General features: G+C 53.8%; 24 protein-coding genes. 15 read left to right on the forward strand and 9 right to left on the reverse strand.

The features are described 5' to 3' along the window. The first annotated feature begins 37 nt into the window (after positions 1-37). Entirely contained in the window at positions 38-388 is a 351-nt protein-coding gene (locus JYB85_RS17515; RefSeq protein ID WP_207380310.1) for a hypothetical protein, read from the forward strand. Continuing rightward, positions 388-576: a DUF2970 domain-containing protein gene (locus JYB85_RS17520; RefSeq protein WP_207380311.1), complete on the forward strand. Its 189-nt coding sequence runs from the start codon at positions 388-390 to the stop codon at positions 574-576. Before JYB85_RS17515 ends, JYB85_RS17520 begins: the two co-directional genes overlap by 1 nt. A 51-nt stretch (positions 577-627) precedes the next feature. Here the strand turns inward: JYB85_RS17520 and JYB85_RS17525 are convergent, their stop codons facing one another. The 9 genes from JYB85_RS17525 to JYB85_RS17565 form a co-directional block, all read right to left on the reverse strand. Then, positions 628-1470, reverse strand: coding sequence for a Dam family site-specific DNA-(adenine-N6)-methyltransferase (locus tag JYB85_RS17525; protein ID WP_207380312.1), 843 nt, complete (start codon positions 1468-1470; stop codon positions 628-630). A gap of 61 nt (positions 1471-1531) precedes the next feature. Further along, a complete protein-coding gene (locus tag JYB85_RS17530) occupies positions 1532-2941 on the reverse strand; it encodes an ATP-binding protein (protein WP_207380313.1) in 1410 nt (469 codons plus the stop codon). Between the two features lie 13 nt (positions 2942-2954). Next, positions 2955-4034, reverse strand: a complete 1080-nt coding sequence (aroB, locus tag JYB85_RS17535) for a 3-dehydroquinate synthase (protein ID WP_207380314.1) — start codon at positions 4032-4034, stop codon at positions 2955-2957. Between the two features lie 6 nt (positions 4035-4040). After that, entirely contained in the window at positions 4041-4556 is a 516-nt protein-coding gene (gene aroK, locus JYB85_RS17540; protein WP_207321210.1) for a shikimate kinase AroK, read from the reverse strand. Between the two features lie 208 nt (positions 4557-4764). Next, positions 4765-6771, reverse strand: coding sequence for a type IV pilus secretin PilQ (locus tag JYB85_RS17545; RefSeq protein WP_407695903.1), 2007 nt, complete (start codon positions 6769-6771; stop codon positions 4765-4767). A 60-nt stretch (positions 6772-6831) separates the two neighbouring features. Further along, positions 6832-7347 carry a pilus assembly protein PilP gene (locus JYB85_RS17550; protein WP_207382125.1) on the reverse strand — a complete coding sequence of 172 codons (516 nt, stop codon included), beginning with the start codon at positions 7345-7347 and terminating at the stop codon, positions 6832-6834. Positions 7348-7349: 2 nt separating this feature from the next. After that, positions 7350-7979: a type IV pilus inner membrane component PilO gene (locus tag JYB85_RS17555; protein WP_207380315.1), complete on the reverse strand. Its 630-nt coding sequence runs from the start codon at positions 7977-7979 to the stop codon at positions 7350-7352. Continuing rightward, complete coding sequence (locus tag JYB85_RS17560) at positions 7976-8575, reverse strand: PilN domain-containing protein (protein WP_207380316.1); 600 nt, start codon at positions 8573-8575, stop codon at positions 7976-7978. The genes JYB85_RS17555 and JYB85_RS17560 overlap by 4 nt, the downstream gene beginning before the upstream one ends. Then, the gene (locus tag JYB85_RS17565) at positions 8563-9642 is read right to left on the reverse strand and encodes a pilus assembly protein PilM (protein ID WP_207380317.1); all 1080 of its coding nucleotides are present in this window, start codon (positions 9640-9642) and stop codon (positions 8563-8565) included. Before JYB85_RS17565 ends, JYB85_RS17560 begins: the two co-directional genes overlap by 13 nt. 185 nt (positions 9643-9827) lie before the next feature. On the opposite strand from JYB85_RS17565, the gene JYB85_RS17570 reads away from it, so the two are divergent. The 13 genes from JYB85_RS17570 (at position 9828) to JYB85_RS17630 (ending at position 23704) form a co-directional block, all read left to right on the forward strand. Beyond that, a complete protein-coding gene (locus tag JYB85_RS17570; RefSeq protein WP_207380318.1) occupies positions 9828-12341 on the forward strand; it encodes a penicillin-binding protein 1A in 2514 nt (837 codons plus the stop codon). Positions 12342-12496: 155 nt separating this feature from the next. Further along, complete coding sequence (recG, locus tag JYB85_RS17575) at positions 12497-14572, forward strand: ATP-dependent DNA helicase RecG (RefSeq protein WP_207380319.1); 2076 nt, start codon at positions 12497-12499, stop codon at positions 14570-14572. A 96-nt stretch (positions 14573-14668) separates the two neighbouring features. Further along, on the forward strand, positions 14669-15547 hold the full coding sequence (locus JYB85_RS17580) for a DUF3014 domain-containing protein (protein ID WP_207380320.1): 879 nt from the start codon (positions 14669-14671) through the stop codon (positions 15545-15547). 207 nt (positions 15548-15754) lie between these two features. Then, on the forward strand, positions 15755-16462 hold the full coding sequence (locus tag JYB85_RS17585) for a beta-ketoacyl synthase chain length factor (protein WP_207380321.1): 708 nt from the start codon (positions 15755-15757) through the stop codon (positions 16460-16462). Next, positions 16455-17264: a lysophospholipid acyltransferase family protein gene (locus JYB85_RS17590; RefSeq protein WP_207380322.1), complete on the forward strand. Its 810-nt coding sequence runs from the start codon at positions 16455-16457 to the stop codon at positions 17262-17264. The genes JYB85_RS17585 and JYB85_RS17590 overlap by 8 nt, the downstream gene beginning before the upstream one ends. After that, positions 17261-17515, forward strand: coding sequence for a phosphopantetheine-binding protein (locus JYB85_RS17595; protein ID WP_207321219.1), 255 nt, complete (start codon positions 17261-17263; stop codon positions 17513-17515). The genes JYB85_RS17590 and JYB85_RS17595 overlap by 4 nt, the downstream gene beginning before the upstream one ends. An 11-nt stretch (positions 17516-17526) precedes the next feature. Further along, positions 17527-17775, forward strand: a complete 249-nt coding sequence (locus tag JYB85_RS17600) for an acyl carrier protein (protein WP_207321220.1) — start codon at positions 17527-17529, stop codon at positions 17773-17775. Further along, positions 17775-18320: a COG4648 family protein gene (locus JYB85_RS17605; RefSeq protein ID WP_407695867.1), complete on the forward strand. Its 546-nt coding sequence runs from the start codon at positions 17775-17777 to the stop codon at positions 18318-18320. Before JYB85_RS17600 ends, JYB85_RS17605 begins: the two co-directional genes overlap by 1 nt. Next, positions 18317-19678: an AMP-binding protein gene (locus JYB85_RS17610; protein ID WP_207380323.1), complete on the forward strand. Its 1362-nt coding sequence runs from the start codon at positions 18317-18319 to the stop codon at positions 19676-19678. Before JYB85_RS17605 ends, JYB85_RS17610 begins: the two co-directional genes overlap by 4 nt. After that, entirely contained in the window at positions 19671-20030 is a 360-nt protein-coding gene (locus tag JYB85_RS17615) for an ApeI family dehydratase (RefSeq protein ID WP_207380324.1), read from the forward strand. The genes JYB85_RS17610 and JYB85_RS17615 overlap by 8 nt, the downstream gene beginning before the upstream one ends. Beyond that, positions 20030-21724: a glycosyltransferase family 2 protein gene (locus JYB85_RS17620; RefSeq protein ID WP_207380325.1), complete on the forward strand. Its 1695-nt coding sequence runs from the start codon at positions 20030-20032 to the stop codon at positions 21722-21724. Before JYB85_RS17615 ends, JYB85_RS17620 begins: the two co-directional genes overlap by 1 nt. Then, positions 21717-23279 carry an HAL/PAL/TAL family ammonia-lyase gene (locus tag JYB85_RS17625; RefSeq protein WP_207380326.1) on the forward strand — a complete coding sequence of 521 codons (1563 nt, stop codon included), beginning with the start codon at positions 21717-21719 and terminating at the stop codon, positions 23277-23279. Before JYB85_RS17620 ends, JYB85_RS17625 begins: the two co-directional genes overlap by 8 nt. Beyond that, positions 23276-23704 carry an acyl-CoA thioesterase gene (locus JYB85_RS17630; RefSeq protein ID WP_207321225.1) on the forward strand — a complete coding sequence of 143 codons (429 nt, stop codon included), beginning with the start codon at positions 23276-23278 and terminating at the stop codon, positions 23702-23704. Before JYB85_RS17625 ends, JYB85_RS17630 begins: the two co-directional genes overlap by 4 nt. Positions 23705-23709: the final 5 nt, after the last annotated feature.

Here is a 23709-nt window from a genome sequence, read left to right on the forward strand (position 1 = left end):
TAATCCGCCCATCTGCATTTTCGGCCAAGGAAGCCCAATGAAAGGCACAAACCATCAGTTCAGGAAATTCGCCAGCGTGAAGTCGGCCGCGCTTCTTGGCTTGAGCGCAGTATGCTTTGCCAGCTTGGGCGCCTGGATCCAGGCCGCAGATGATTCAGCCACGGTTGCTTGTGCATGCAGCAGCGAAATAAGCTATAACAACAGCTTACCTGCAAGTCACCCCAATAACCGCTGTGCAACCCAAACCCGGGATTTAACCTGGGGCTCCTGGCTCAGCGGCAACAGCCGCTCAGGACAATTTCACTTCATCGACCTGCTGGAGTTGCTTAACGGCCATCAGGACAAGCCCATGGACAAATCACCGTCCTCGGCCCGCGACGAGATCTGATGCAGTCTTCTTTCTGGCAGGTTTTTCTCAGCACCCTGGCCGCCTTCTTCGGGGTGCAGTCCGATCAAAATCGACGTAAGGATTTCAGCCAAGCCTCCCCCATGCCATATATCATCATGGGATTGGTACTGGCCATTGGGTTGGTGCTGGGATTGGTGCTGTTGGTGTCTGTGGTGCTGGCGCCCTGAGCTTCGGCTGAAGCTGGCCAATGGCTTGTAGCTAAAATACTTGCTTCAGGCTCAGTCAATGGACTCCAGATGATAAGTCTCATCATAGAGCGCCATCAATTCATCCACTTTATTACGCTTGCTGCCGTTCTGGCTGATATTGCGCTGCACCTGTAGGGTCGCCAATCTGGCCCCGTGGTATAACTCCCGGGTCAGTGGAATATCATGGTTGCTGATCAACACAGGAATACCACGCTCCATGGCAGTATGGCGGGAATAACGCGCCAGCAGTGCCTGGTCATCGAGTGTAAAGCCGGCACCTACATAGGTGGTAAAACTGGCCGTACTCGACAGTGGCGCATAGGGGGGATCGCAATAAATGACATCGCCCTGACCTGCCAGTTCAAAGGCCTGCTCATAGCCGATGCATTTGAACTCGGCCTTCTTGGCCTTCACTGAAAAAGCGCGAATTTCCTGCTCAGGAAAGTAAGGCTTTTTGTAGGAGCCAAAGGGCACATTGAATGCACCCTTGCGATTGTAGCGACAAAGGCCGTTGAAACCGTGACGATTGAGGTACAGGAAGTACACAGCACGACTGAAGGGATCTTTACTGCGGTTAAAGCGCTGACGAACGTCGTAATAGGCTTCCTTGTTGTTCATTTCTTCACAGAACAAGGCCTTGGCAGCAACTATATATTCTTCCGCCCTGTCTTTGACAATCTGGTACAGGCCTATGAGATCCTGGTTGATGTCACACAAGAGATAAGAAGGGTAATCCGTATTGAGAAATACCGAACCTGCACCGACAAAGGGCTCCACCAGCCTGTCACCTTTGGGCAAATGCCTGGCCAGCTCGTCCATCAATTTGAACTTGCCACCGGCCCATTTCAGAAAGGCTCTTTGTTTCTTGGTCATTTGCAGGAAAGGTCGCCCCAATTAAAGAAGTGAATGATTGTACTCTGTTTAATAGCAAAATTCACTGCGCTTCCTCCCCCAGTGGCTGATACTGCGCCAGATGGCGCCAGTTCCTTATCCAGGGGGATAGCTTGGGATTGTGACGTGATAGGGCTTCGGCTTCCTGCCTAGCCTGCTCCATACTGTCATATTGACCCACCAATATCACAATTTGTTGCCGGTAGCGGGCCAGGATGGGGCTGACGTCCTTGGGCAGCATCTTGAGTACCCGGGGAATAGAGCTGCGCTTGCTGACGGTCGCCAGTTGCAGGGTAAAGCCCTCAACAGGAAATACAGGAGGCATCCCCACTTCCTGCTCCTCTTGCGTCTGTGCGACCTGCTCCGTTTCCTGTGGCGGCGAAGAGGGGATCAACTCAACCACGGGGGTTCCATTTTCGACCTCCGGCAGCTCGCCCGTCTGGACTTGTGCCACCGCCTGGGCGTCTGCCAGTAATTCTGATGCCATGCCTTGCTCATCCTCAACGGCATCAGCTACTGCGACAATATTGTCCTCTTGTGGTTCAGCGCGTTCGGCTTCCGTCTGCTCATGGCTTACAAGCTCTTGCTCATCTTCAACTTTTTGCTGGCGTTCAGCAAAGTATCCCTGTAACAGCTTTTCTCCCCAGGGGATGGCTTCTCCCGTGAGTGTTGGCCACTGAGTAGCCGGCTTGTCGGCTGGCCAGAACCATCCTATGGCGACAGTGAGCATAACAACCGCCGCAGCGACCACCCACCACAGGGGCTTGTGAGCCTTAATGGCAGCGGTTTCAGGTTCGAGCGCCTTACGCAATAGATTAACAACGTCAGCCGGGCTGCCTGATTGCTTCTCCAACTGGGCTTTTACTATCTCACGCGGCACATAGGGCAGGCTGTCGCTGCGACTCATCAGGGTAAAATAGAGCGCTTCCCGTTCGGCCATGGGCAAAGACTCAATGCTGATTTGCAATATCAGCTCCCTTTGCTCCGGCGCCAGGGAGGACGACAGGGATTCCAACATATCCGGCTCTGAGGTGAGCGTTACCGATATGGGTCGACCGCCACAACGAATTTCACTGAGCAGCAGGCATTCGGCCCAAAGCTCCAGCGGCATAAAGTGCGCATCATCTATGGCTATGTGAATGGGCCTGGAGAAATCCGCCGCCAAACGCAAAAGGGTTTCCGTGAGGGGCACTTCGTCATCAAACAGGGGATCGGCGAGCAGTTGGATCAGTATTTTGCGGCGTATTTCAGCCGCGGAGACATGCATGGGGCATATGACCAGCGCCGAGTTGTACTCCTCCAATTCACTCACCAGGGCGGTGACCAAAGTGGATTTTCCCACCCCTTTGGTGCCGGAAAGCACCCGCAGCTGCGGACTGTAACTGGCAACGTAAAGCAAACGCTCAAGCAGCGCTTCCTGGGTTGGCAGAAGTATGGATGTGGAATCTGTCACGTCTCACCCGCTGTTACGTGCGGTTGATGACCTTTCTGAGTAGCTCGTCACCGGCGGCATCTGTCACCTTGGCGCTGCCAATCCCAAGGGGCAACACCAATCTGATTTGGCCGGCGAGCACTTTCTTGTCGCGCCGCATATGTTGAATAAAGCTGTCAAAGCCCATGGATTCTGGTGCCTGGGTGGGCAAGTCGAATGCCTCTATCAAGGCCTCGATACGTCCAAGAATTGACGCGTCCATGAGCCCCATGGCCACCGAGGTTTGCGCAGCAAGGACCATGCCAGTGGCCACTGCTTCGCCATGGAGCCAGTTGCCGTAGCCCATTTCAGCCTCGATTGCATGGCCAAAGGTATGTCCCAGATTCAGCAAGGCGCGCACCCCCTGCTCGGTTTCATCTTCGGCGACGATTTGGGCTTTGATCTCGCAACAGCGGCCAATGGCATACTGCAACGCCTGCTCATCCAAGGCTTTCAACGCCTCAATATGGCCTTCAAGCCACTCAAAGAAGGCAGCATCCCAGATAATGCCGTACTTGAGAACCTCGGCCATACCGGCGGCAAACTCCCTTGCAGGCAAGGTTTGCAAGCAATCCGTGTCTATCATCACCAACTTGGGCTGATAGAAAGCACCTATCATATTCTTGCCAAGTGGGTGGTTGACCGCGGTTTTCCCTCCCACAGAGGAATCAACCTGGGACAGCAAGGTGGTGGGAACCTGTATAAAATCGATCCCTCGCTGATAGCAAGCGGCGGCGAATCCGGTCATGTCACCGATCACACCACCACCCAAAGCCACCAGCAAGCTGTCGCGGGCAAAGTTGCCTTCAAGCAGGGCGGTAAAGACGGTATTGAGCTGCTCCAGGGTCTTGTATTGCTCACCATCGGGCAAGATCACTTGCTGAACCTGGCTGGCACAGGATCCCAATTGCTGCTTCAGCTCATGGAGATACAGGGGGGCAACTGTGTCATTGCTGACGATAAGCACTTTTTTGCCACGGCAATAGCCGGACCAAAGCTCGCTATGATTAAACAGGTCCCGGCCAATATAGATGGGGTAACTACGACTCGCTAAATCGACCAAGACCTGTTTCATAACATTTTAAAATCCCAATTGTTCTACGATTTGGGTGGCGACAACCTTGGCACTCTGGTCATCGGTTTTGACTATCACGTCGGCAATTTCCTCGTAGAGAGGATTGCGGACTTCGGCCAGATTTTCCAACACGGAACGGGGATCATCCACCTGCAGCAGCGGACGACGCTTATCACGTTGGGTACGGGCGACCTGCTTGTCTATTGTGGTTTCCAGATATACGACTATCCCACGGGCAGACAAGAAGTTACGTATGTCTTTGCTTTGTACTGAGCCGCCACCGGTTGCCAGCACTATGCCTTGCTTTTCGGTCAAATCAGCAATCACCTGAGCCTCGCGGCGACGAAAGCCCTCTTCGCCTTCAACGTCGAACACCCATGCGATATCAGCACCGGTACGGTTTTCGATCTCCTGATCTGAGTCGTGGAATTCCAAATGCAGCATTTGCGCCAGATGACGACCTATGGTGCTTTTACCTGCGCCCATAGGGCCTACGAGAAAAATATTACGTTTTTCAGCCATTTCTTGTACGTCTGAATCTTATGAAGAGTTTGCCTATGCCGACTTAGTTTCAAGCCGACCTATGTGTTACCTTGCTCTAATGAGACTTGACCCGGGATTATCTCAGTTCAGTACCATGAAACGCAAGTTTGTCCTGCATGAATGATGGAATTAGCTGAAGACAAAAAAAGACCGGCAAGATGCCGGCCTTTTGTGTGTCACGCTAAAATCAGATCTTTTCGGTCACTATCTTCGGGGTCACGAAGATCAGCAGCTCCTGCCGTTCATTGGAATCCGAGGTGTTGCGGAACAGGAAGCCCACCAAGGGGATGTCGCCCAATACAGGTACCTTGCTGACCCTGGAGATCAGGTTCTGCTGGTAGATACCACCTAGTACTATGGTTTCACCGTTATCCACCAACACCTGAGTACCGATACGTTGAGTATCGATGGCCACGGCGCGACCTGTAGGTGTGTCCACTGTGTCACCCTGAGTATCCTGGGTAATCTCCAAATCCAGTATCACCCGGTTGTCAGGCGTAATTTGCGGTGTTACCCGCAGAGACAGTACCGCCTTTTTGAAGGTTACCGTGGTGGCACCACTGGATGCCGCCTGCACATAGGGAATTTCCACACCTTGCTCAATATATGCCGCTTTCTGGTTTGAGGTGGTAATACGGGGGCTGGCGATGATTTCACCTTTGTTTTCCTGCTCCAGCGCACTCAGCTCCATATCCAATACGGTACCGTCAGCCAATTTGGCCACATGGAACGCCAGGCTCGCCGCACTGGTGGAGGTCACAGGCAGGTTAACGTTAAGACGATCATTGACCGACGGGATCACACCATTGGACATATCCTGCGCCCCTTCAATGGTGCCAGAGGCGCCCTTGGTGCCCTGCTTATCTGAGATACCCCAACGGATACCCAGGTCTTCGGCAATATTGTCTTTCACCGTCACCATGCGCGATTCAATCAATACCTGACGCACAGGAATATCCAGTACATCCACCATGCGGTGAATATTTTCCAGTGTTTCGGCAGTGTCCTTGACCAACAGGGTATTGGTGCGCTCATCAACGGCCACGCTGCCACGACTGGTCAACAGACTGGTGTCCTTGCCCTTGAGCAGTTCGGCTATGTCCGCGGCCTTGGCATAATTGATTTGCAGGTATTCAGAATAGAGTGGTGCCAGCTCCTGCACTTCCTGACGATTCTTCAGCTCCTGACTTTCGCGAATGGCCAACTCTTCGGCCGGAGCCACCATCAGGATGTTACCTTCAATGCGCTTGTCCAGGCCTTTGGTTTGCAGAATCAAATCCAGGGCCTGATCCCAGGGAACATCATCCAGACGCAGTGTGATGCTGCCTTCTACCGTATCGCTGGTTACCAGGTTGAAGTTGTTGTAATCCGCAATAATCTGCAGCACGGTACGCACAGAAATATTCTGGAAATTCAGAGACAAGGTACGACCGTTGTACTTCTTCTCTTCCTTAATGGCATCGGCACGCTCCACCTTGTTCATGCTGACGCGGAACAAATTACCTTCCTGCTTGTAGCTGTATTCGTAATTGCCCGCTACATCCACCTGAATCCGGGTGGTCATGTCCTCTTTAAAGGTCTCAAAGCTCTTCACCGGCGTGGCAAAATCCTGCACATCCATGACGTAGAGCATGTCGGACTGGATATCGGTATTGAAAAAACTGATCTCCAGCTTGGCACCTACCTGTTCAACATTGGCGGCCACGGTCGGATTATTGAGATAAACCAGCAATTCCCCACCGCCCGTCTCATTGCGGTGAAAATCCAGACTCTTGATACCATTCACAAAAGGACTGCTACGATCCTGGCCCTCGGCAGCAATTTCGTCATTGATGACCAGTCTGTAGCTGTTGCCCATCACCAGGCCCTGATAGGGCTTTACCCGGCTGAGGTTCAAGGTCAAAGCCAAATCACCGCCTTCCTGTGTGGATAGCAGAGACTCTACCCCGGCCACATTGATGGGCAAATTGTCTTTTTCCAGACCAGAAATACTGTCGGCAAAGGTCATCTTGATTTGAGCCGGTGTCGCATTCAAATCGATTTGAGGCTCAAATATCGGCTGCTCGAACTGCAAGTCAAGCTCAACCTGATGATCAACTACGCCATGGTATTTAACATCAACCAGACGATTGGCTGCCTGCGCCACGGATGTTGCTCCCATCAGGAGGCTTAATCCCAGCATTAATCTAAACATCCGGCCGGACACTGTAATAAAAGCGGCAGAAGATTCCATCATTCCCATATCCTTCGCAGGTTATTCTCCAGAGAGTTCCATATTGCTGGTGCGCTCAGACCAGCAGCCCGAACCATCCGGAATTAATTCTATGACTTCGACATTCACGGGCGTCACCTTGCTGATATGACCGTGATACATGCCTAAATATGCACCGACACCCAATCTAAACACGTCACCATCATTGGTTTGGATTAGAGCCCAAATTTGTTCACCTTCCTGCAAGGTACCTCGCATTTTAAGGTTATCCAATGCATAGGTTTCCAAGCGGCTCTTGCGACGTTTTAAGTCTGGTTGCAGACAATCCTTGGTCTTATCCAATACCTCTTCAGTTAATTCCCGTGAAGGAGGTACAAAGGGACTGCGCATTAATTCGGCTTGATAAGCAAAATGCTCGAACTGGGGTGGCGATTTCAGTGGCGGAATTTTGGCCACATGTTGTGCCTTGGTTGTAGTAACAAATAGCTCCAAATCACTACGATCGTCAACACAAGCTGTCAAAAATAAGCTGGTTAAGACCAGAGGCAAGTATTTCATCATCACTTTCCTCCCGCCTTTTTCTTGGCGTCTTTTTCAGAGGGTAATTCAGCCCCCTCTTTAAATCTGTAAGTTTTCGCCAAAATATCCATGGTCAACAAACCGCTCTCAGTGCGCTTTATCACAAAGTCATGCAGGCTCACAATACGCGGCAACTTGGCAACACCACTGACCATATGTCCCATATCATGATAATCACCGGCCACTGACATTCTGATTGGGAACTCGATGTAGAAGTCCCTTGGCACCTCAGGCTCCCAATCCAAGCTGTTGATTTTCAGACCTGAATCGGTTGCCACAAAGGTCACATCATCGAGCAGACCCGGCATTTCATTTTCTGAAGGCAACATTTTCAGCAGTTCAGCAAACTGGGCTTCCATTTCCTGCAACTGTTCGCGATACAGCTTTAAATTCGCAGCCAGTTGATACTTGGACTTAAAGTCCTCTCTTAACTGCACTTCTTTTTGCTGCTCTGCCTTGAGAACATCAACCGCATCCGCAACAAACATAAAATAGCCGGCAACCAATACCAGCAATGCCAAAAAAGTGGCAAATACGATCTTAACCTGTTTAGGCCATCCACCTACATTCTCAAAGTCAATATCGTTGAATTGGCTCAGATCCAGACTCATCTTGCAGCTCCTTTGGTGCCGGCAGCCTTGCTATCTTTCCCAGCCTCAAGCATTGCCTTGTCAACCACATTCACCTTGAGCGTGAATCTTTGCAGCTGACGGACATCATCACTCTGAGCCACAATCGACTGCATTGTGGGATCATCGAGCCAAGGAGAAGCCTTCATTTTACGCATCATGTTAGCCACGTTATTGTTCGACTCACTGCGTCCTTCAATAGACACCACGCTGCCTTTCTTTTCCACACTGGAAAGATAAATGCCTGGAGGAACTATTTTTACCAACTCATCCAACACGTGGGTCGGCAGATTACGGGACCTTTGCAGGTTGAGAATAATCTCGGTGCGGCGTTCAATATCCTTTTTACGCTCGGTGATCTTCTTTATTTCCGCGATCTGCTTTTCCAGTAACTGAATTTCCGTTTGCAGATAAGCATTTCTGCCACGCTGTTCCTCGGTCATCATATCCAGCACCGCCAAAGCGCCATATACCAGCAGGGCTGATAACAGAAAAGTGGCCGCAAGTGCGCCAAGATAATCCCGTTTACTTTTTTCCCTGGCCTCTTCACGCCAAGGCAATAAGTTTATGTTCGCCATTGACCATAGCTCCTTAATGCCAAGCCGCAGGCAACCATATATTTGCTGATATTGGGCTGCAGGATATTTTTAGTCTGTTCGTCGGCATGCAGCGCCCCCTGGAAGGGATCTGCAATGATAGTGTGCACACCGAGTTCATTTGTCAGTAAGTTGGCCATGCCTTCCAGTCGTGAAGTACCGCCGCACAACACTATGTAATCCACCTTATCGCGACCACTGGAGGTGCAGTATATCTGCAGGGTACGTTTTACCTGCTGCAGCAGCTGCGTTTGGAAGGGGGACAACACCTCAAACATATAATTCCGAGGCAAATCCCCTTCAATCTTGGCTTTTTCAGCCTGTTCATGGGACATGCCATAGAAAGACAAAATCGATTGGGTGAACTGCTCACCACCGAAGGCCTGTTCGCGGATAAAGGCGGTCTCGCCGGCCTCAACCACGGCAAAGGTGGTCATGTTGGCACCTATATCGACCAGGGCGATGACTTTTTGTTCGGCTCCCTCCGGCAGCTGCTGATAAATCAGTTCAGCAGAACGACCAAGAGCATAACCTTCTATATCAACGACCTTTGCCTGGAGGTCGACCTCCTCCAAAGCATCTACCCGGGCATCAATATTCTCGGTACGACAGGCGCTCAGCAGGACATCCACCTTGGAGGGATCTGTCGGATTGGCGCTGAGCGTTTCAAAATCGATACTGACTTCGTCCAGGGAATAGGGTATCAGGTTGTCAGCTTCAATCTCGATTTGGGCTTCCATTTCAGATTCACTCAGCGCTGCATCCATGTAGATGACCTTGGTCATCACCGCTGAACCTGAAACAGCCACAGAGGCAAATTTGCAAGTCTTGGGAAGCGCGCGCCGCACTTGCCGTAAACTTTCAACTACCGCAGCAGAATCCCGAATATCATGATCGTTAACGGCCCCCTTTTTAACGGGGACCGCCGCATGACTCACTATTTTATAGCCATCAGCCGTCTTGCTCAGCAGTATCGCTTTAACTTCGTGGGAGCCTATATCAACACCCACCATCTGCGGAGCCTGACGCTTCCATAAGTTTGAAAGCATAGTCTGTTGTCACTTATTGTTTTGGTTGCAGAAGTTAGATTAGCACAAAATCAACTCGTTATAGCTATTTGTATTAAATGTTTGAGGCTTTTACAATTGGCAATTTTTTGACGCCGTATTTTACTTCACCAAGACAATGCTGCCTTATATACTGTGTGGCCCGTGATTAAATTTGGAAAACTCTGGTGAAGTGGTTAAAACGTATTCTTATTGCCCTCTTTAGTCTAGCTCTCCTCTGTGTTGGTGCTATTGCAGCGGCATATTTCTATGTTTTACCCGATCTGCCGGATGTCGCCACCCTGAAAACGGTGAAATTACAAACTCCGCTGAAAATATACAGCAGTGATGGCAAGCTCATTTCCCAATTCGGCGAAAAACGCCGCATTCCCCTAAAATTGGATGAAGTTCCCAAACCCTTGCTGCAGGCCTTTTTAGCCACCGAGGACGCCCGTTTCTATGAGCACAGCGGTATCGATCCTATCGGTGTGGTCAGAGCTGCCTTGGTTATGCTGGCTACCGGAGAGAAAAAACAAGGTGCCAGTACCATCACCATGCAGGTTGCCCGCAATTTCTTCCTCACCAGAGATAAAACTATCATACGGAAAGTAAAAGAGATTTTTATTTCTTTCCATATTGAGGAGCTTCTCACAAAGGATGAAATTCTCGAACTCTATGTAAATCGTATCTATCTGGGCCAGCGGGCCTATGGCGTAGGTGCAGCGGCACAGGTGTACTTTGGTAAAGAAGTGAAAGACCTCACCCTTGGCGAAATGGCCATTATTGCCGGTCTTCCCAAAGCGCCTTCGACACTCAACCCCGTGACCTCCCCCGATCGCGCTCTGGCACGCCGCAATGTGGTATTGATGCGCATGAATGAAGTGGGGTACATCAGCGCCAACGAGTATCAGGAAGCACTGGCTGAACCTCTGGTCGCCAAATATCACGGCGCAGAGATTGATCTGTACGCACCCTATATTTCAGAAATGGCTCGCGATTACCTGGTCCAAAAATTCGGAGAGGAAGAAGCCTACACAGGTGGCTACAGCGTTTACACCACCATTTCCTCAGACCTGCAACTTAAGGCACAGCAGGCGCTGCGCAACAACGTGTATGCCTACGATGAGCGCCACGGTTATCGGGGAGCAGCAGAGCGTCTGTGGCAGGATACCCCACCTGCCGATGCGGAAATCATCAAGACACTCAAACGCACCGTAGCCGTTCAGGAATTACAGCCCGCCGCGGTACTGAGTGTGGCTGAGCAGGCGGCAGAAGTGTTGCTTGGCAGCGGCGAGAGACTGACGCTGAATTGGGATGGCATCAAATGGGCACGCCGCTTTATCAGCGACAAACGTCAGGGAGCCGCGCCGACCAAGGCCTCTGAGGTGCTCAACCCCGGCGAACGTATTTGGGTCCGTCATAATGGCGAGCAATGGCAACTGTCCCAAGTACCGGAAGTCTCCAGTGCCACAGTCACCCTGGATCCTAAAAATGGCGCCATTTTGGCCTTGGTGGGCGGTTTCAGCTTCTCACAGAGCCAGTACAACAGGGTCACTCAGGCCAAACGCCAGCTGGGGTCCAATATCAAACCCTTTATCTACGCTGCTGCGCTGGAAAAAGACTTTACCCTGGCGACCCTGATCAATAACGCCCCCATCAACAAACCCGATATCCGTCAGGGAACCGCTTGGCGCCCCAAAAACTCACCGGATATCTATGGCGGGCCGACCCGACTTCGAGTGGGTCTGGCTCAGTCTATCAACGTGATGTCGGTGCGGGCCATGCGCCACATTGGACTCGACGAGACCATAGCGACCCTGGCCCGTTTTGGCTTTGATCCTGCCGATCTGCCCCGTAACGAATCCCTGGCCCTGGGCTCCCCCTCGGTTACCCCGCTGCAGGTTGTGACCGCCTTTGCCAGTTTCGCCAATGGTGGCTTCCTGCTGGAGCCCTACTTTATCGATCGCATTGAGCATGCCGATGGCACACTGGCGGAAAAGGCGAACCCGGCATTGGCCTGTGAGCCACCACAAAGCGACGATCAGGCAATGCAATCTTTAATCAATGCCATGCAGCAGGAAGCGGGCACGCCACAGGCGCCATGCGGCGGCACAGATGCGCGTTATGCCGAGCGGGTTATTTCCAAGCAAACCGCATTCTTGGTTGGTGATGCACTCAAGAGCGTGATCTGGGGTGGCGGTGACTGGAGTCAGGGCACAGGTTGGAACGGTACAGCCTGGCGGGCGGCAAGGCTGATAAAACGTCATGATATTGCCGGTAAGACAGGTACCACCAACGAATCCCGAGACACCTGGTTCAGTGGATTCAACCCCAAGTTGGTCAGCACCTTCTGGGTCGGGTTTGATGACCACAGCCGCGAGCTTGGCCGTACAGCTTGGAACGCCAATGGCGCCAAAGATCAGATTTCAGGCGCCGAAGCCGGTGCGAAAACAGCAGGTCCAGGTTGGAACGAATTCATGCTGCACGCGTTAGAGGGAACGGAAGAGATAGCTATAGTGCCGCCCGAAGGCATAGTTTCAGCGCGCATAGATCTGGCCAGTGGCAAACTGAGTCGCAAAACAGACCAAACCAGCGACTTTGAATATTTCCGCGCCGGTACTGAACCAACAGAATATGCCACCGAGACCCAGGACAGCAGCACTATCTTCACCGACTCACCGCCGGAAGAATTATTCCAATAGCGATTTTGAAGGGGCCGTAAGGCCCCTTTCATATCAGGCACACAGCCCACGGCAAATAAATAATCCGACAAGCCCACCGGATACAAGCCTTGGTTGCTCAGTCGTTATTCTCTGTTAGTATATGTATAAATTCACAGTAATTCGGTGCAAACCGCGTGCAGAGACTGGATCTTGTCCCAATTACCGAGCTCAAGGGCGTTGCTGCCCGGGTTGCGGAAAAGCTGGCCAAACTGGGGGTACATACCGTCCAGGATCTGTTGTTTCATTTGCCGCTGCGCTATGAAGATCGCACCCGCATTTATCCCATCGCAGGATTGACGCCCGGCAGTTACGCCACGGTTGAGGCCGAAGTTGTATCGGCCCAGATAGTCAATGGTCGCAAGCGCATGCTGACCTGCAACGTCCGCGACAACAGTGGCGGTCTGACCCTGAGATTCTTTAATTTCTCCATGGCGCAAAAAAACGGCCTGCAACCCGGATTGACCATCAGGGCCTATGGCGAGATCCGCCGTGGCCAGTCCCAATTGGAGATCATTCATCCGGAATATAAGCTTACCGCACCGGGTGAAGCCCCGGCCCTGAGCGAAACCTTGACTCCCATCTATCCCACCACTGAGGGATTAAAGCAGGCCAGCTGGATCCGGCTGACGGAGCAGGCTTTGGAAATGCTGGAAGAAGGGGGATTGCAGGAGCTGCTGCCCACGACGCTGCAACCCAATCAATTGAGCTTGGCGCAGGCGGTGCGAATTTTGCACCGTCCCCCAACCGATGCCGATCCCCTGGCCTTTGAACTGGGGCAGCATCCGGCACAACAAAGATTGGTACAGGAAGAGCTACTGGCACACAACCTCAGCATGCTTAAACTGCGGCAACGCAGTAATCAGGATAGCGCCATCCAGATGCACAGCACGGGGCAGCTGATCCCCGATTTTCTTGCCGCCCTGCCCTTCAGCCCCACGGCGGCGCAGCAGAGGGTGGTTAAGGACATTCACAAAGATCTGGCCAAGCCCACCCCCATGATGCGCCTGGTTCAGGGTGATGTTGGCTCCGGCAAGACTCTGGTGGCCGCCCTGGCAGCACTCGCGGCCATAGAAAACGGCTATCAGGTCGCCATGATGGCCCCCACAGAACTACTGGCGGAGCAACACGCAGCCAATTTCGAGCGCTGGTTTGCCCCGCTTGGCCTCAAGGTCGGTTGGCTCGCCGGCAAACTCAAGGGCAAGGCCAGGCAACAATCCCTGGCCGACATCGAATCCGGCGCCGCGCAGATGGTCATAGGCACCCACGCCATTTTCCAGGAACAGGTGAATTTCAAACAGCTAGCCTTGGTGATTATCGACGAGCAGCACAGGTTCGGCGTCCATCAGCGGCTGGGACTGAGAGAAAAAGGCATGGGCCAGGGCTATCATCCTCATCAATTGATCATGACGGCCACGCCCATCCCCAGAACCCTGGCCATGACGGCCTATGCGGACCTGGATACTTCGGTAATAGACGAATTGCCGCCGGGAAGGACACCCATTACAACGGTCGCCATTCCCGATGGACGCCGCCAGGACATCATAGAGCGGGTGCGACAGGCGGCATTGCAGGACAAACGCCAGGCCTACTGGGTCTGCACCCTGATAGAAGAGTCCGAGGTACTGGAGTGCCAGGCGGCCGAAGATACCGCCAACGAGCTGATCACCGCCTTGCCGGAACTCAGGGTCGGCCTGGTACATGGAAGGATGAAGGCGGCGGACAAGCAGGAAATCATGGCGGCCTTCAAAGCCGGCACCCTGGATCTGCTGGTGGCGACCACGGTAATTGAGGTGGGCGTGGATGTCCCCAACGCCAGCCTGATGATCATTGAAAACCCGGAAAGATTGGGACTGGCCCAATTACATCAATTGCGTGGCCGGGTCGGACGCGGGGCCGTCGCCAGTCACTGTGTCCTGCTCTACAAGGCGCCCTTATCCCAGACCGCCACCAAGCGCCTCGGCGTACTGAGACAGAGCAACGATGGGTTCGTTATTGCCCAGCAAGATCTGGAAATCCGCGGCCCGGGAGAAGTATTGGGCACACGTCAAACGGGACTGGCACAGATGAAGGTGGCGGATTTGGTGCGGGATCAGGCACTGATCCCCCACATACAAAAACTCGCCAGACACGTGATGGTACAGGCGCCGGCCAATGTCGATGCCATCATTCACCGTTGGCTCGGTGACCGCGAGCAATACGTCCAGGCCTGATAAATTCGGTCTCCGACCGCCAAGGCTATGGACAACGCCCGTGGATAGCGCAGAATGGGAAACAACGCCTTTTGTCAGTGCAGTCAAGGACCTCGTATGCAAGTCAATCAAGAAGACAGGATCTCTCACACCGAATCCCAGGGCAGTGGCAACCGTTTGGCCATAGTAGTCATAGTGCTGCTGGTCGCCATCGGTGCCGGGCTGTATTTCTATTTCTCCAAGCCCACCTCAGTCCCGGCGGAACCGCAGCAGCAGGTAGAGCAAGCCCCCGAACCTCAACCGCCAGCCCAGGCCGAGCCCGAAGTTGAACCGGCTCCCGAGCCCGTAACCACCGAGATCGACGAACCCGAGGCCGCACCTGAGGCGACTCAGGCGCCCGCGGAGCCCGAGCCGTTACCGGCATTGGCGGACAGCGATGCACTGGTGCAGGAGCAGGCCTTGTTGTTGGCCGCAGACAAACCACTGCAACCCTTGCTGGCCCAGGCAGATCTGGCGCGCCAATTTGTAGTGTTTGTTGATAATCTGGCGCAGGGTGAACTGGCACGCAAAACCAGCCCGGTGAAAGGCCCGGAACAAACATTCAGCGTCAGTGAAATCACCGACAAGATATATATGAATCCCGACAGTTTTCGCCGGTACGACAAATACGCCACGCTGATAGCGGCCATGGATCAGCAGCAATTGTTATCCAGCCTGAAATTACTGGCCCCCTTATTCAATGAGGCGTTCGCCGAGCTGGGCTACAGCGACATGAGCTTTGAAAGTCGCTTGCAGCAGGCATTCGAGCAAGTACTGGCAGCCCCCGTCATTGAAGAGCCGATAGAATTGACCAGCGTCAGCGTCAACTACCGCTTTGCCGATCCCAAACTGGAAGCCTTACCTGCAGTGCAGAAGCTGATGTTGCGCATGGGACCGGAAAATACCCGCAAGATCAAAGCCGCCATCCGTAAGTTACAGGCTGAACTAAGCCGCTGATCTCACAAAGGGGTAACAGATTGGTTACCCCTACCTCATTATTTCCACTTCTTCAATGTGACATTTTCGGTTTAGAATACCCGGCTCAAAGCGGATGATGGGAAAAGCTGGGCCTTCAACAGGCCGCAGTCAGGCGTTCGGCTCGCCGCATTTTGACCTTCAGTGATGGAAAACGACGGCAGCTGAGGCAGTGCCAGAGGTAACGCAGTGCAACTTACTTTCAGCCTAATATCCTGGGGCGCCTGGTCACCGGATTGTCAACATAGGGATGCCTGGTCGGCCTGGCATGCACAACAGGAATCGCCCAATAATGAGGCCATACCTGCCCTTGCGCATGTGCCGGCTATGCAAAGACGTCGTTTCAGTCGCCTGACCCGGATGATGCTGGAAGTAGCCCACCAAGCCTGTGCCCCTGACAATTGCCGTTCCGTGTTCGCCTCACGCCACGGTGAACTCAATCGCACTATCGATCTGCTGCAAAACATCATCGGTGATGAACCCCTTTCCCCAATGGGATTCAGCCAGTCAGTGCATAACACCGCCAGTGGTCTGTTCGGCATAGTGCACCAAAACCGCGCGGCTTCCACTTCAATCGCCGCCGGCACCGAAACCTTGTCCCAGGCAATGGTGGAAGCCTACGCCCAGCTGGCAGAAGATCCCGAGCCACTGTTGCTGGTTTTCGGTGACGATCCCGTCCCGCCCGTCTATGACGAATACACCAGTGAATATGAATTGCCACTGGCCATGGGACTGGTATTGGCCCCCGCAGGTGTCACAGGTAAACCACAATTGACGCTGAAAAACAGTCGCGAACTGCCCGGCATGGGATTTGGTCGCCTGTTGCATGCCCTGGCAACCGGCCAGGATTGCCAGGGACAACTTTCCCGCTGGGACTGGAAGCTCAGCCATGCTTGAAAACACCCTGCCATCCCCCAAACGTCTCTCGGGTCTGGCCTACGTGCCACGCTGGCTGGGGGGGATCAGCTGCTATATCGCGTTCGGCCTCGGTGGACTGCTGAGCTCACTGACAATTCTGCCGCTGCTGAAGTACTGGCCTGGCAAGCCCGAGGTCAGGGTCAAGCGGGTTCAGAAAGCGGTGCACATCATGTTTCGTGGTTTTGTGCATATGCTGAGCTGGGCCGGTGTGATCCGGTTACAGACCCGCAATCTGGATGCCCTGCGCAATGCCAACCATGTGCTGGTTATTGCCAACCACCCGACACTGATCGATGTGGTAGTGTTAATCAGCCTGATGCCCAATGCCGGATGCATAGTCAAACAGGGACTGTGGCGCAATCCGTTTTTGCGGGGTGTTGTTGCCGCGGCGGGCTATATTCCCAATCGCGGCGCCGAGTTACTGCTCAATGATTGTCGCGAAGTACTTGAACGGGGCACCAACCTGATCATTTTCCCCGAAGGAACACGCACGGTCCTGGGAAGCCAAATCAATGCCTTTGCCCGGGGCGCCGCCAATATTGCCCTGCGCACCGGCAACGATATATTACCTGTAATGCTGCATACCCATCCGCCGGGATTGACCAAGCAGGAGCCCTGGTGGGAAATCCCCAGACGCACCATAGGCATGACGGTGGAGACCGGTGACACAGTGTCAATCAGGGACTTTCTGGGGCAGGACGGCTGTGAGGCCAAACAGGCCCGCGTTCTGACCAGAGAACTAGAAAATTATTATAAACAAAACCTTAAAGTAATCTTATGACTATACATGATGAAATAAAGCAGTTGATCATAGACTGCCTGGACCTGGAAGACGTAAGCGTCTCCGATATTGATACCCAAGCCCCCCTGTTTGGTGACGGCCTTGGACTGGACTCCATCGATGCCCTGGAATTGGGTCTGGCGATCAAAAAACATTTTGATGTGAAAATCGAGGCCAACTCAGACGCCACCAAGGCACATTTTTTCAGCGTTGCCACACTGGCAAGCTTTATTGAGTCACAACGGGTTTAAGGGACAAGAAGATGCAGAATCGCGAACAAATTCTGGAAATGCTCACGGGCATATTGGTAGACGAATTCGAAATCGACGCTGCGGCTATCACACCCGAAGCCTCCCTGTATCAGGATCTGGATCTGGACAGCATAGACGCGGTGGATTTGGTCATTAAGCTGCAACAGCTGACCGGCAAAAAAATCCAACCGGACGAATTCAAATCCGTCCGTACTGTCGATGACGTAATCAATGCCATCGAAGGCTTGGTTAAAGCCTGATGCAGGCAGTTAAGCTGCTGACATTCGCCCTGCTACTGGCCTACCCTTTGGCCGTGTGGCTGGGATTGAACTATTTGCCACCGGGCACCCTGGCACTGGCACTGTGCCTGTTGCTGCTGCTCCGACTGGCATTGGAAAAACAGCAGCTGAAACTGCTGACCCTGCCGCTGCTGGCGGGGCTGCTGCTCAGCGCCTTAAGCCTGCTGGCAAAGCAACAGCATTGGTTGCTCTACTATCCAATAGTGATCAATCTGAGTATGTTGGGGTTATTTGGTTACTCTCTGCTCAGGGAACCCACCATAGTGGAGCGGCTGGCCCGTCTGCAGGAACCGGATTTACCTGCCGAAGCCAGGCCCTATCTCAGAAATGTCACCCGGCTTTGGTGTGGCCTGTTTGTTATCAATGCCGGTATGGCATTTTACACGGCACAGTTTGCCGGCCTGGATGCCTGGACCCTTTACAATGGCTTGATCGCCTATCTGTTGATGGGGCTGCTGGCCGGTGGTGAATGGCTCTACCGTAAACTCTGGTTGAAAAGAACATGACAGCATCCCTTATCAACTGGCTGAAACAGGGCCCAACCGGGCAACAGCTCATCAGTTTCAACCACCACGACATAGTGACGGGAAGTCTCTTCACGCAACAAGTGAGCCATTGGTGGCAGAAGTTGCAACAGCAGCCTGCCCAGCGCTGGCTGTTGGCCTGCGAAGCCAGCGATCTGTTTGCGGTTGGATTATGTGCCGCCCTGCTGGCGGGAAAGGAAGTGGTGTTACCCCCCAATACCCAGAAGGGCACACTGCAGGCCTTAAGCCATGCCTTTGATGCCATTCTGGCGGATACCGAGCTGGCGCAGGGTTGCACTCAGCTGATGTTGCGCAAGGAAAACGGCTTGGCCGACGCCCATTGGCCGACCCCGTCACATCTGGGCAGCCTGACCCTGTATACCTCTGGCTCCAGCGGCGAACCCAAGGCCGTGACCAAGTCTCTGGCCCAGTTGGATGCCGAGGTCGCAACCCTGGAGCGAACCTTCGCCGATCATCTGCCCCATTGCAGCGTGCTGGCAACCGTCTCCCACCAGCATATTTATGGACTGCTGTTTAAAATCCTCTGGCCGCTGGCCGCCAGCCGTCCCTTTATGAGTGAACAAATTGAGTATCCCGAGACCCTGAGCTACTACACAGCACTGCTGCCCAACCTCTGTCTTATCAGCAGCCCGGCGCAGCTCTCCCGTTTGCCGGAAGCCCTGGAATTTGAACCACAGCAGCACAGCCCCAGCCTGATCTTCAGCTCCGGCGGCCCACTGAGTCAGGAAGCCGCCGCGGCCATAGCCAAAGTGTACGGCAAGCTGCCCATCGAAGTGTATGGCAGCACAGAAACCGGTGGCATAGGTTACAGGCGGCAGCTGAATATGGATGAGCCCTGGCAACCTTTCCCCGGAATTGGCGTTAAGCAGGACAAGGACGGTGCGCTGCTGTTGACCTCACCCTATCTCGCCGATACCAACACTCTGCGCTGCGATGACCAGATATCGCTGCTGGCCGATGGTCGTTTTGTGCTTGAAGGCCGCCTCGACCGGATTGTAAAAATTGAAGAGAAACGCCTGTCGCTGGTGCAAATGGAACAACTGCTGACCCGTCACCCCCTGGTCAACCAGGCGGCACTGGTGGTATTGGAGCAATCACGCACCCAATTGGGCGCCGTGATAGAACTGTCCGCCGAGGGACAAAGGGTCTTGGCCGAAGAAGGTAAGCTGGCGCTCAATAATCTGCTCAAAGCCCAACTGCTGACCGAGTTTGAACGGGTAACCTTACCAAAGCGATGGCGTTACCCCAAGCAGCTACCGGTCAACAGCCAGGGCAAACGACAGCTGCAATCCCTGTTGGAGTTGTTCAGTCATGATTGAATCCCAATTGCCCCGGGTGCTTGAACGTCAGGTAGAAGAACGGCAAGTGCGTTTGTTACTGGCGCTTGATGCCGGGCTGCCATTTTTTCAAGGGCACTTCCCGGCACAACCCGTATTGCCCGGCGTCGCACAGCTGGATTGGGCTATTCGCTTTGGCTGTGACTACTTTGGTTACCATACTGAGGTGGCCACATTGGAAGTGCTCAAATTTCAACAATTAATGCTGCCTGATACAAAAATTGAACTGCTACTGAACAATCAGCCCGGACAGAATAAATTCAGCTTCAGTTATCAACTGGGTGACAGCCGTTTTGCCTCGGGTCGGGTACTGCTCGCCAAGGGAGAGCACTGATGCGGCTTGCTTTGGTGATCCCCAATTACAATCACAGTGATGCCATGTCCGCCACTCTGGAGCGATTGGCTCCCCTTGGGCTGCCGGTATTTGTCATCAATGATGGCAGCAACGATCACACCCGCCATGTGCTGCAACAATTGGCACAGCAGTATGCCTGGGTTACCTTGCTGCACCATCCCTACAACCGGGGAAAAGGAGCCGCGGTGATGACGGGGCTCAGGGCGGCATACCGTGCCGGGTTCACCCACGCGTTGCAGGTGGATGCCGACGGGCAGCACAATCTGGATGATATCCCGGCCATGATAGCCCTGGCCCGGGCAAATCCTGAGGCCGTGATCTCCGGCCTGCCCCAATACGATGCCTCCATTCCCAAGGGGCGCCTCTATGGCCGCTACATTACCCATTTCTGGGTTTGGGTCGAAACCCTGAGTTTCGATATTCAGGATTCCATGTGTGGTTTCCGCATTTATCCATTGGCAGCAACCGAAGCCCTGTTTCAAGAGGAAAGTCTCGGCGAACGCATGGACTTTGACATAGAGGTTTTGGTCCGGCTGTTCTGGCGCCGCACCCCGGTATTACACTTGCCAACGCGGGTGATTTATCCGGAGGGAGGCATCAGCCACTTCCAGGGACTGCAGGACAATTTGCGTATCAGCTGGCTGCATACCCGGTTATTTTTCGGCATGCTGAAGCGCCTGCCGCAACTGCTCAGCCACAGGCCGGAACATCACTGGGCCAGCATAGGCGAACGCGGCAGTTATTGGGGCATTCGCCTGTTGGCTGCCAGCTACCGCCTTGGTGGCCACTGGCTGTGCCGGGCAATCATGTACCCGGTAATAGGTTATTTCTTTCTGACCGGCAGCGCGGCCAGACAGGCCTCACAGCAGTTTCTCAATAAAGTGCTGGCTCAGGATCCCAAGCATCCCCAATTACAGCCCAAGGTTCGCTGGTACCACAGCTTCAAACACTTCATTCAATTCGGTAATGCCGCCCTCGACCGCATTGATGCCTGGTGTCAGCGCTCAGGCATGGAACAAGTGGACTTTCCCGAGCGGCAATCCTTGCTGGACAGGTTGAACAGTGGCAAGGGAGCAATACTGCTGGCATCCCATCTGGGTAATCCGGAATTATGTCGCGCCATCTCAGTGAACCAACGCAAGGTGACAGTGAATGTGTTGGTGATGACAGCCAATGCCGCCAACTTCAATCGGGTGTTGAAGCAGCTCAATCCTGACAGCGATCTTAACCTCATACATATCAATGAGCTGGATCCATCTACCTCGGTCATGTTGGCCGATAAAGTAGCGGCCGGCGAATTGGTCGTCATAGCCGCGGACCGCACCCCGGCAGGCAATCAGAGCCGCATCACCATGGCCCCATTTTTCGACGATGAAGCGGCATTCCCCCAGGGCCCTTTTATCCTGGCTGGCCTGCTGGATTGCCCTGTTTACCTGATGTTCTGCCTGAAGGAAGAAGGGCGCTACCGCGTATTTGTCGAACCCTTTGCCGACAGTCTGAAACTCCCCCGCAAGGAAAGGGCCTCGGGGATAGAGCAGGCGGTAAAGCGTTATGCCTCACGGTTGGAGCACTACGCCCGGCGCCAGCCCATGCAATGGTTTAATTTTTTCGATTTTTGGCAGCAACACAAAACTGCCGATGATAGGTCACAGGACAGACACACTCATGAATAACGCTAACCCATCAACACCAAATGAAGAGATTGTTCATGTTGGCCGCAGAATACTCAGCCTGGAACAGGTCGTCGCCATCGCCGAAGGTGCTAGCGTAAGCCTTTGTAAAGAAGCTGATTACCGTGAGTACATTCAAAAGGGTGCCCGCTTTATCGACAGCCTGCTGCACGAAGAAGGTGTTGTCTACGGTGTTACCACTGGGTATGGCGATTCCTGTACGGTCAATGTCGGCCTGGATCTGGTGCACGAGCTGCCGCTGCACCTGTCCCGCTTCCATGGCTGCGGCATGGGTGAAATCCTCAGCGTGCCCCAGGCCCGCGCCGTCATGGCCTGCCGTCTCAACTCCCTGGCCATTGGCAAATCCGGCGTCAGTTATGAATTGCTGGAGCGTATAGAGACCCTGCTAAACCTCAATGTTGTCCCCGCCATTCCGGAAGAAGGCTCAGTGGGAGCCAGCGGCGATCTCACCCCCTTATCATACCTGGCGGCCATATTGGTCGGTGAGCGCGATGTCATCTATCAAGGCCAAAGGCGACCGGCTATCGAAGTATTGCAGCAGTTGGACCTGGCACCGCTAAAACTGCGCCCCAAGGAAGGCCTGGCACTGATGAACGGCACCGCCGTGATGACGGCCCTGGCTTGCCTGGCCTACCACAGGGCGGATTACCTGTGCCGTTTGGCCAGCCGCATTACCGCCATGGCGTCATTAACGCTCAAGGGTAACTCCAACCACTTCGATGAGTTGCTGTTTGCGGTAAAACCCCACCCGGGTCAAAACCGGGTGGCGAGCTGGATCCGCGAAGATCTCAATCACCACGAGCACCCCCGCAATTCCGACCGGCTGCAGGACAGATATTCCATCCGCTGTGCGCCGCACATTATCGGGGTATTGGCCGATGCCCAGCCCTTCCTGCGCCAGTTTATCGAGACCGAGCTAAACAGCGCCAACGACAACCCCATAGTGGATGGCGAGGGTGAGCACATACTGCACGGTGGCCATTTCTACGGCGGACATATCGCCTTTGCCATGGATGCCATGAAAAACGCCGTGGCCAACATAGCCGATCTGCTCGACCGGCAGATGGCTTTGGTCATGGACACCAAGTTCAACAATGGCCTGCCGGCCAATCTGTCCGCGGCCCGAGGCGAGCGACGTCCCATCAACCACGGCTTTAAGGCGGTGCAGATTGGGGTCTCTGCCTGGACCGCCGAGGCGCTGAAACTCACCATGCCCGCCAGCGTGTTTTCCCGCTCGACCGAGTGCCATAACCAGGACAAGGTCAGCATGGGCACCATAGCGGCGCGTGATTGTCTGCGGGTGCTGCAATTGACCGAGCAGGTTGGCGCAGCCTCCTTGCTGGCCATGACCCAGGGTATCCGTTTGCGGATCATCGCCGGCGAATTGCAACAGGATTCACTCACGGCCTCAGTGGCCCAAACCCTGCACCAGGTCAGTGCCGATTGTGATCTGCTGACCGAAGACAGGCCACTTGAAGCCCTGCTGCGCAATACCGTGGCGAAAATTCAGCAGCGCCAATGGGAGGTGTGCCGATGAAGGCGCTGCTGAGCGTTGAAACCGAGATTCAGATACCCTTTTTCGACGTAGATTCCATGGGTATTACCTGGCACGGCAATTACCTGCGCTATTTTGAGGTGGCCAGATGCCTGTTGCTCGACAAGCTGGACTACAACTATCGCCAGATGCAAGCCTCGGGTTATGCCTGGCCCATTGTGGATCTGCAGGTCAAATATGTGCGTGCCAGCAGCTTTGAACAAAAAATCAAAGTGACTGCCTCACTGGTTGAGTGGGAAAACCGCCTCAGGATTGATTATCTGATAACAGATGCGCACTCCGGCACACGCTTGACCAAGGGATATACGATTCAGGCCGCGGTCGCCATCGACAGCCAGGAGCTGTGCTTTGTTACGCCCGAGGTGTTCCAGGCCAAGATCAGGCCATTACTTGAAAACATGGATTAACAAAG

The organism is Shewanella sedimentimangrovi, assembly GCF_017354965.1.
Lineage (GTDB): Bacteria > Pseudomonadota > Gammaproteobacteria > Enterobacterales > Shewanellaceae > Shewanella > Shewanella cyperi.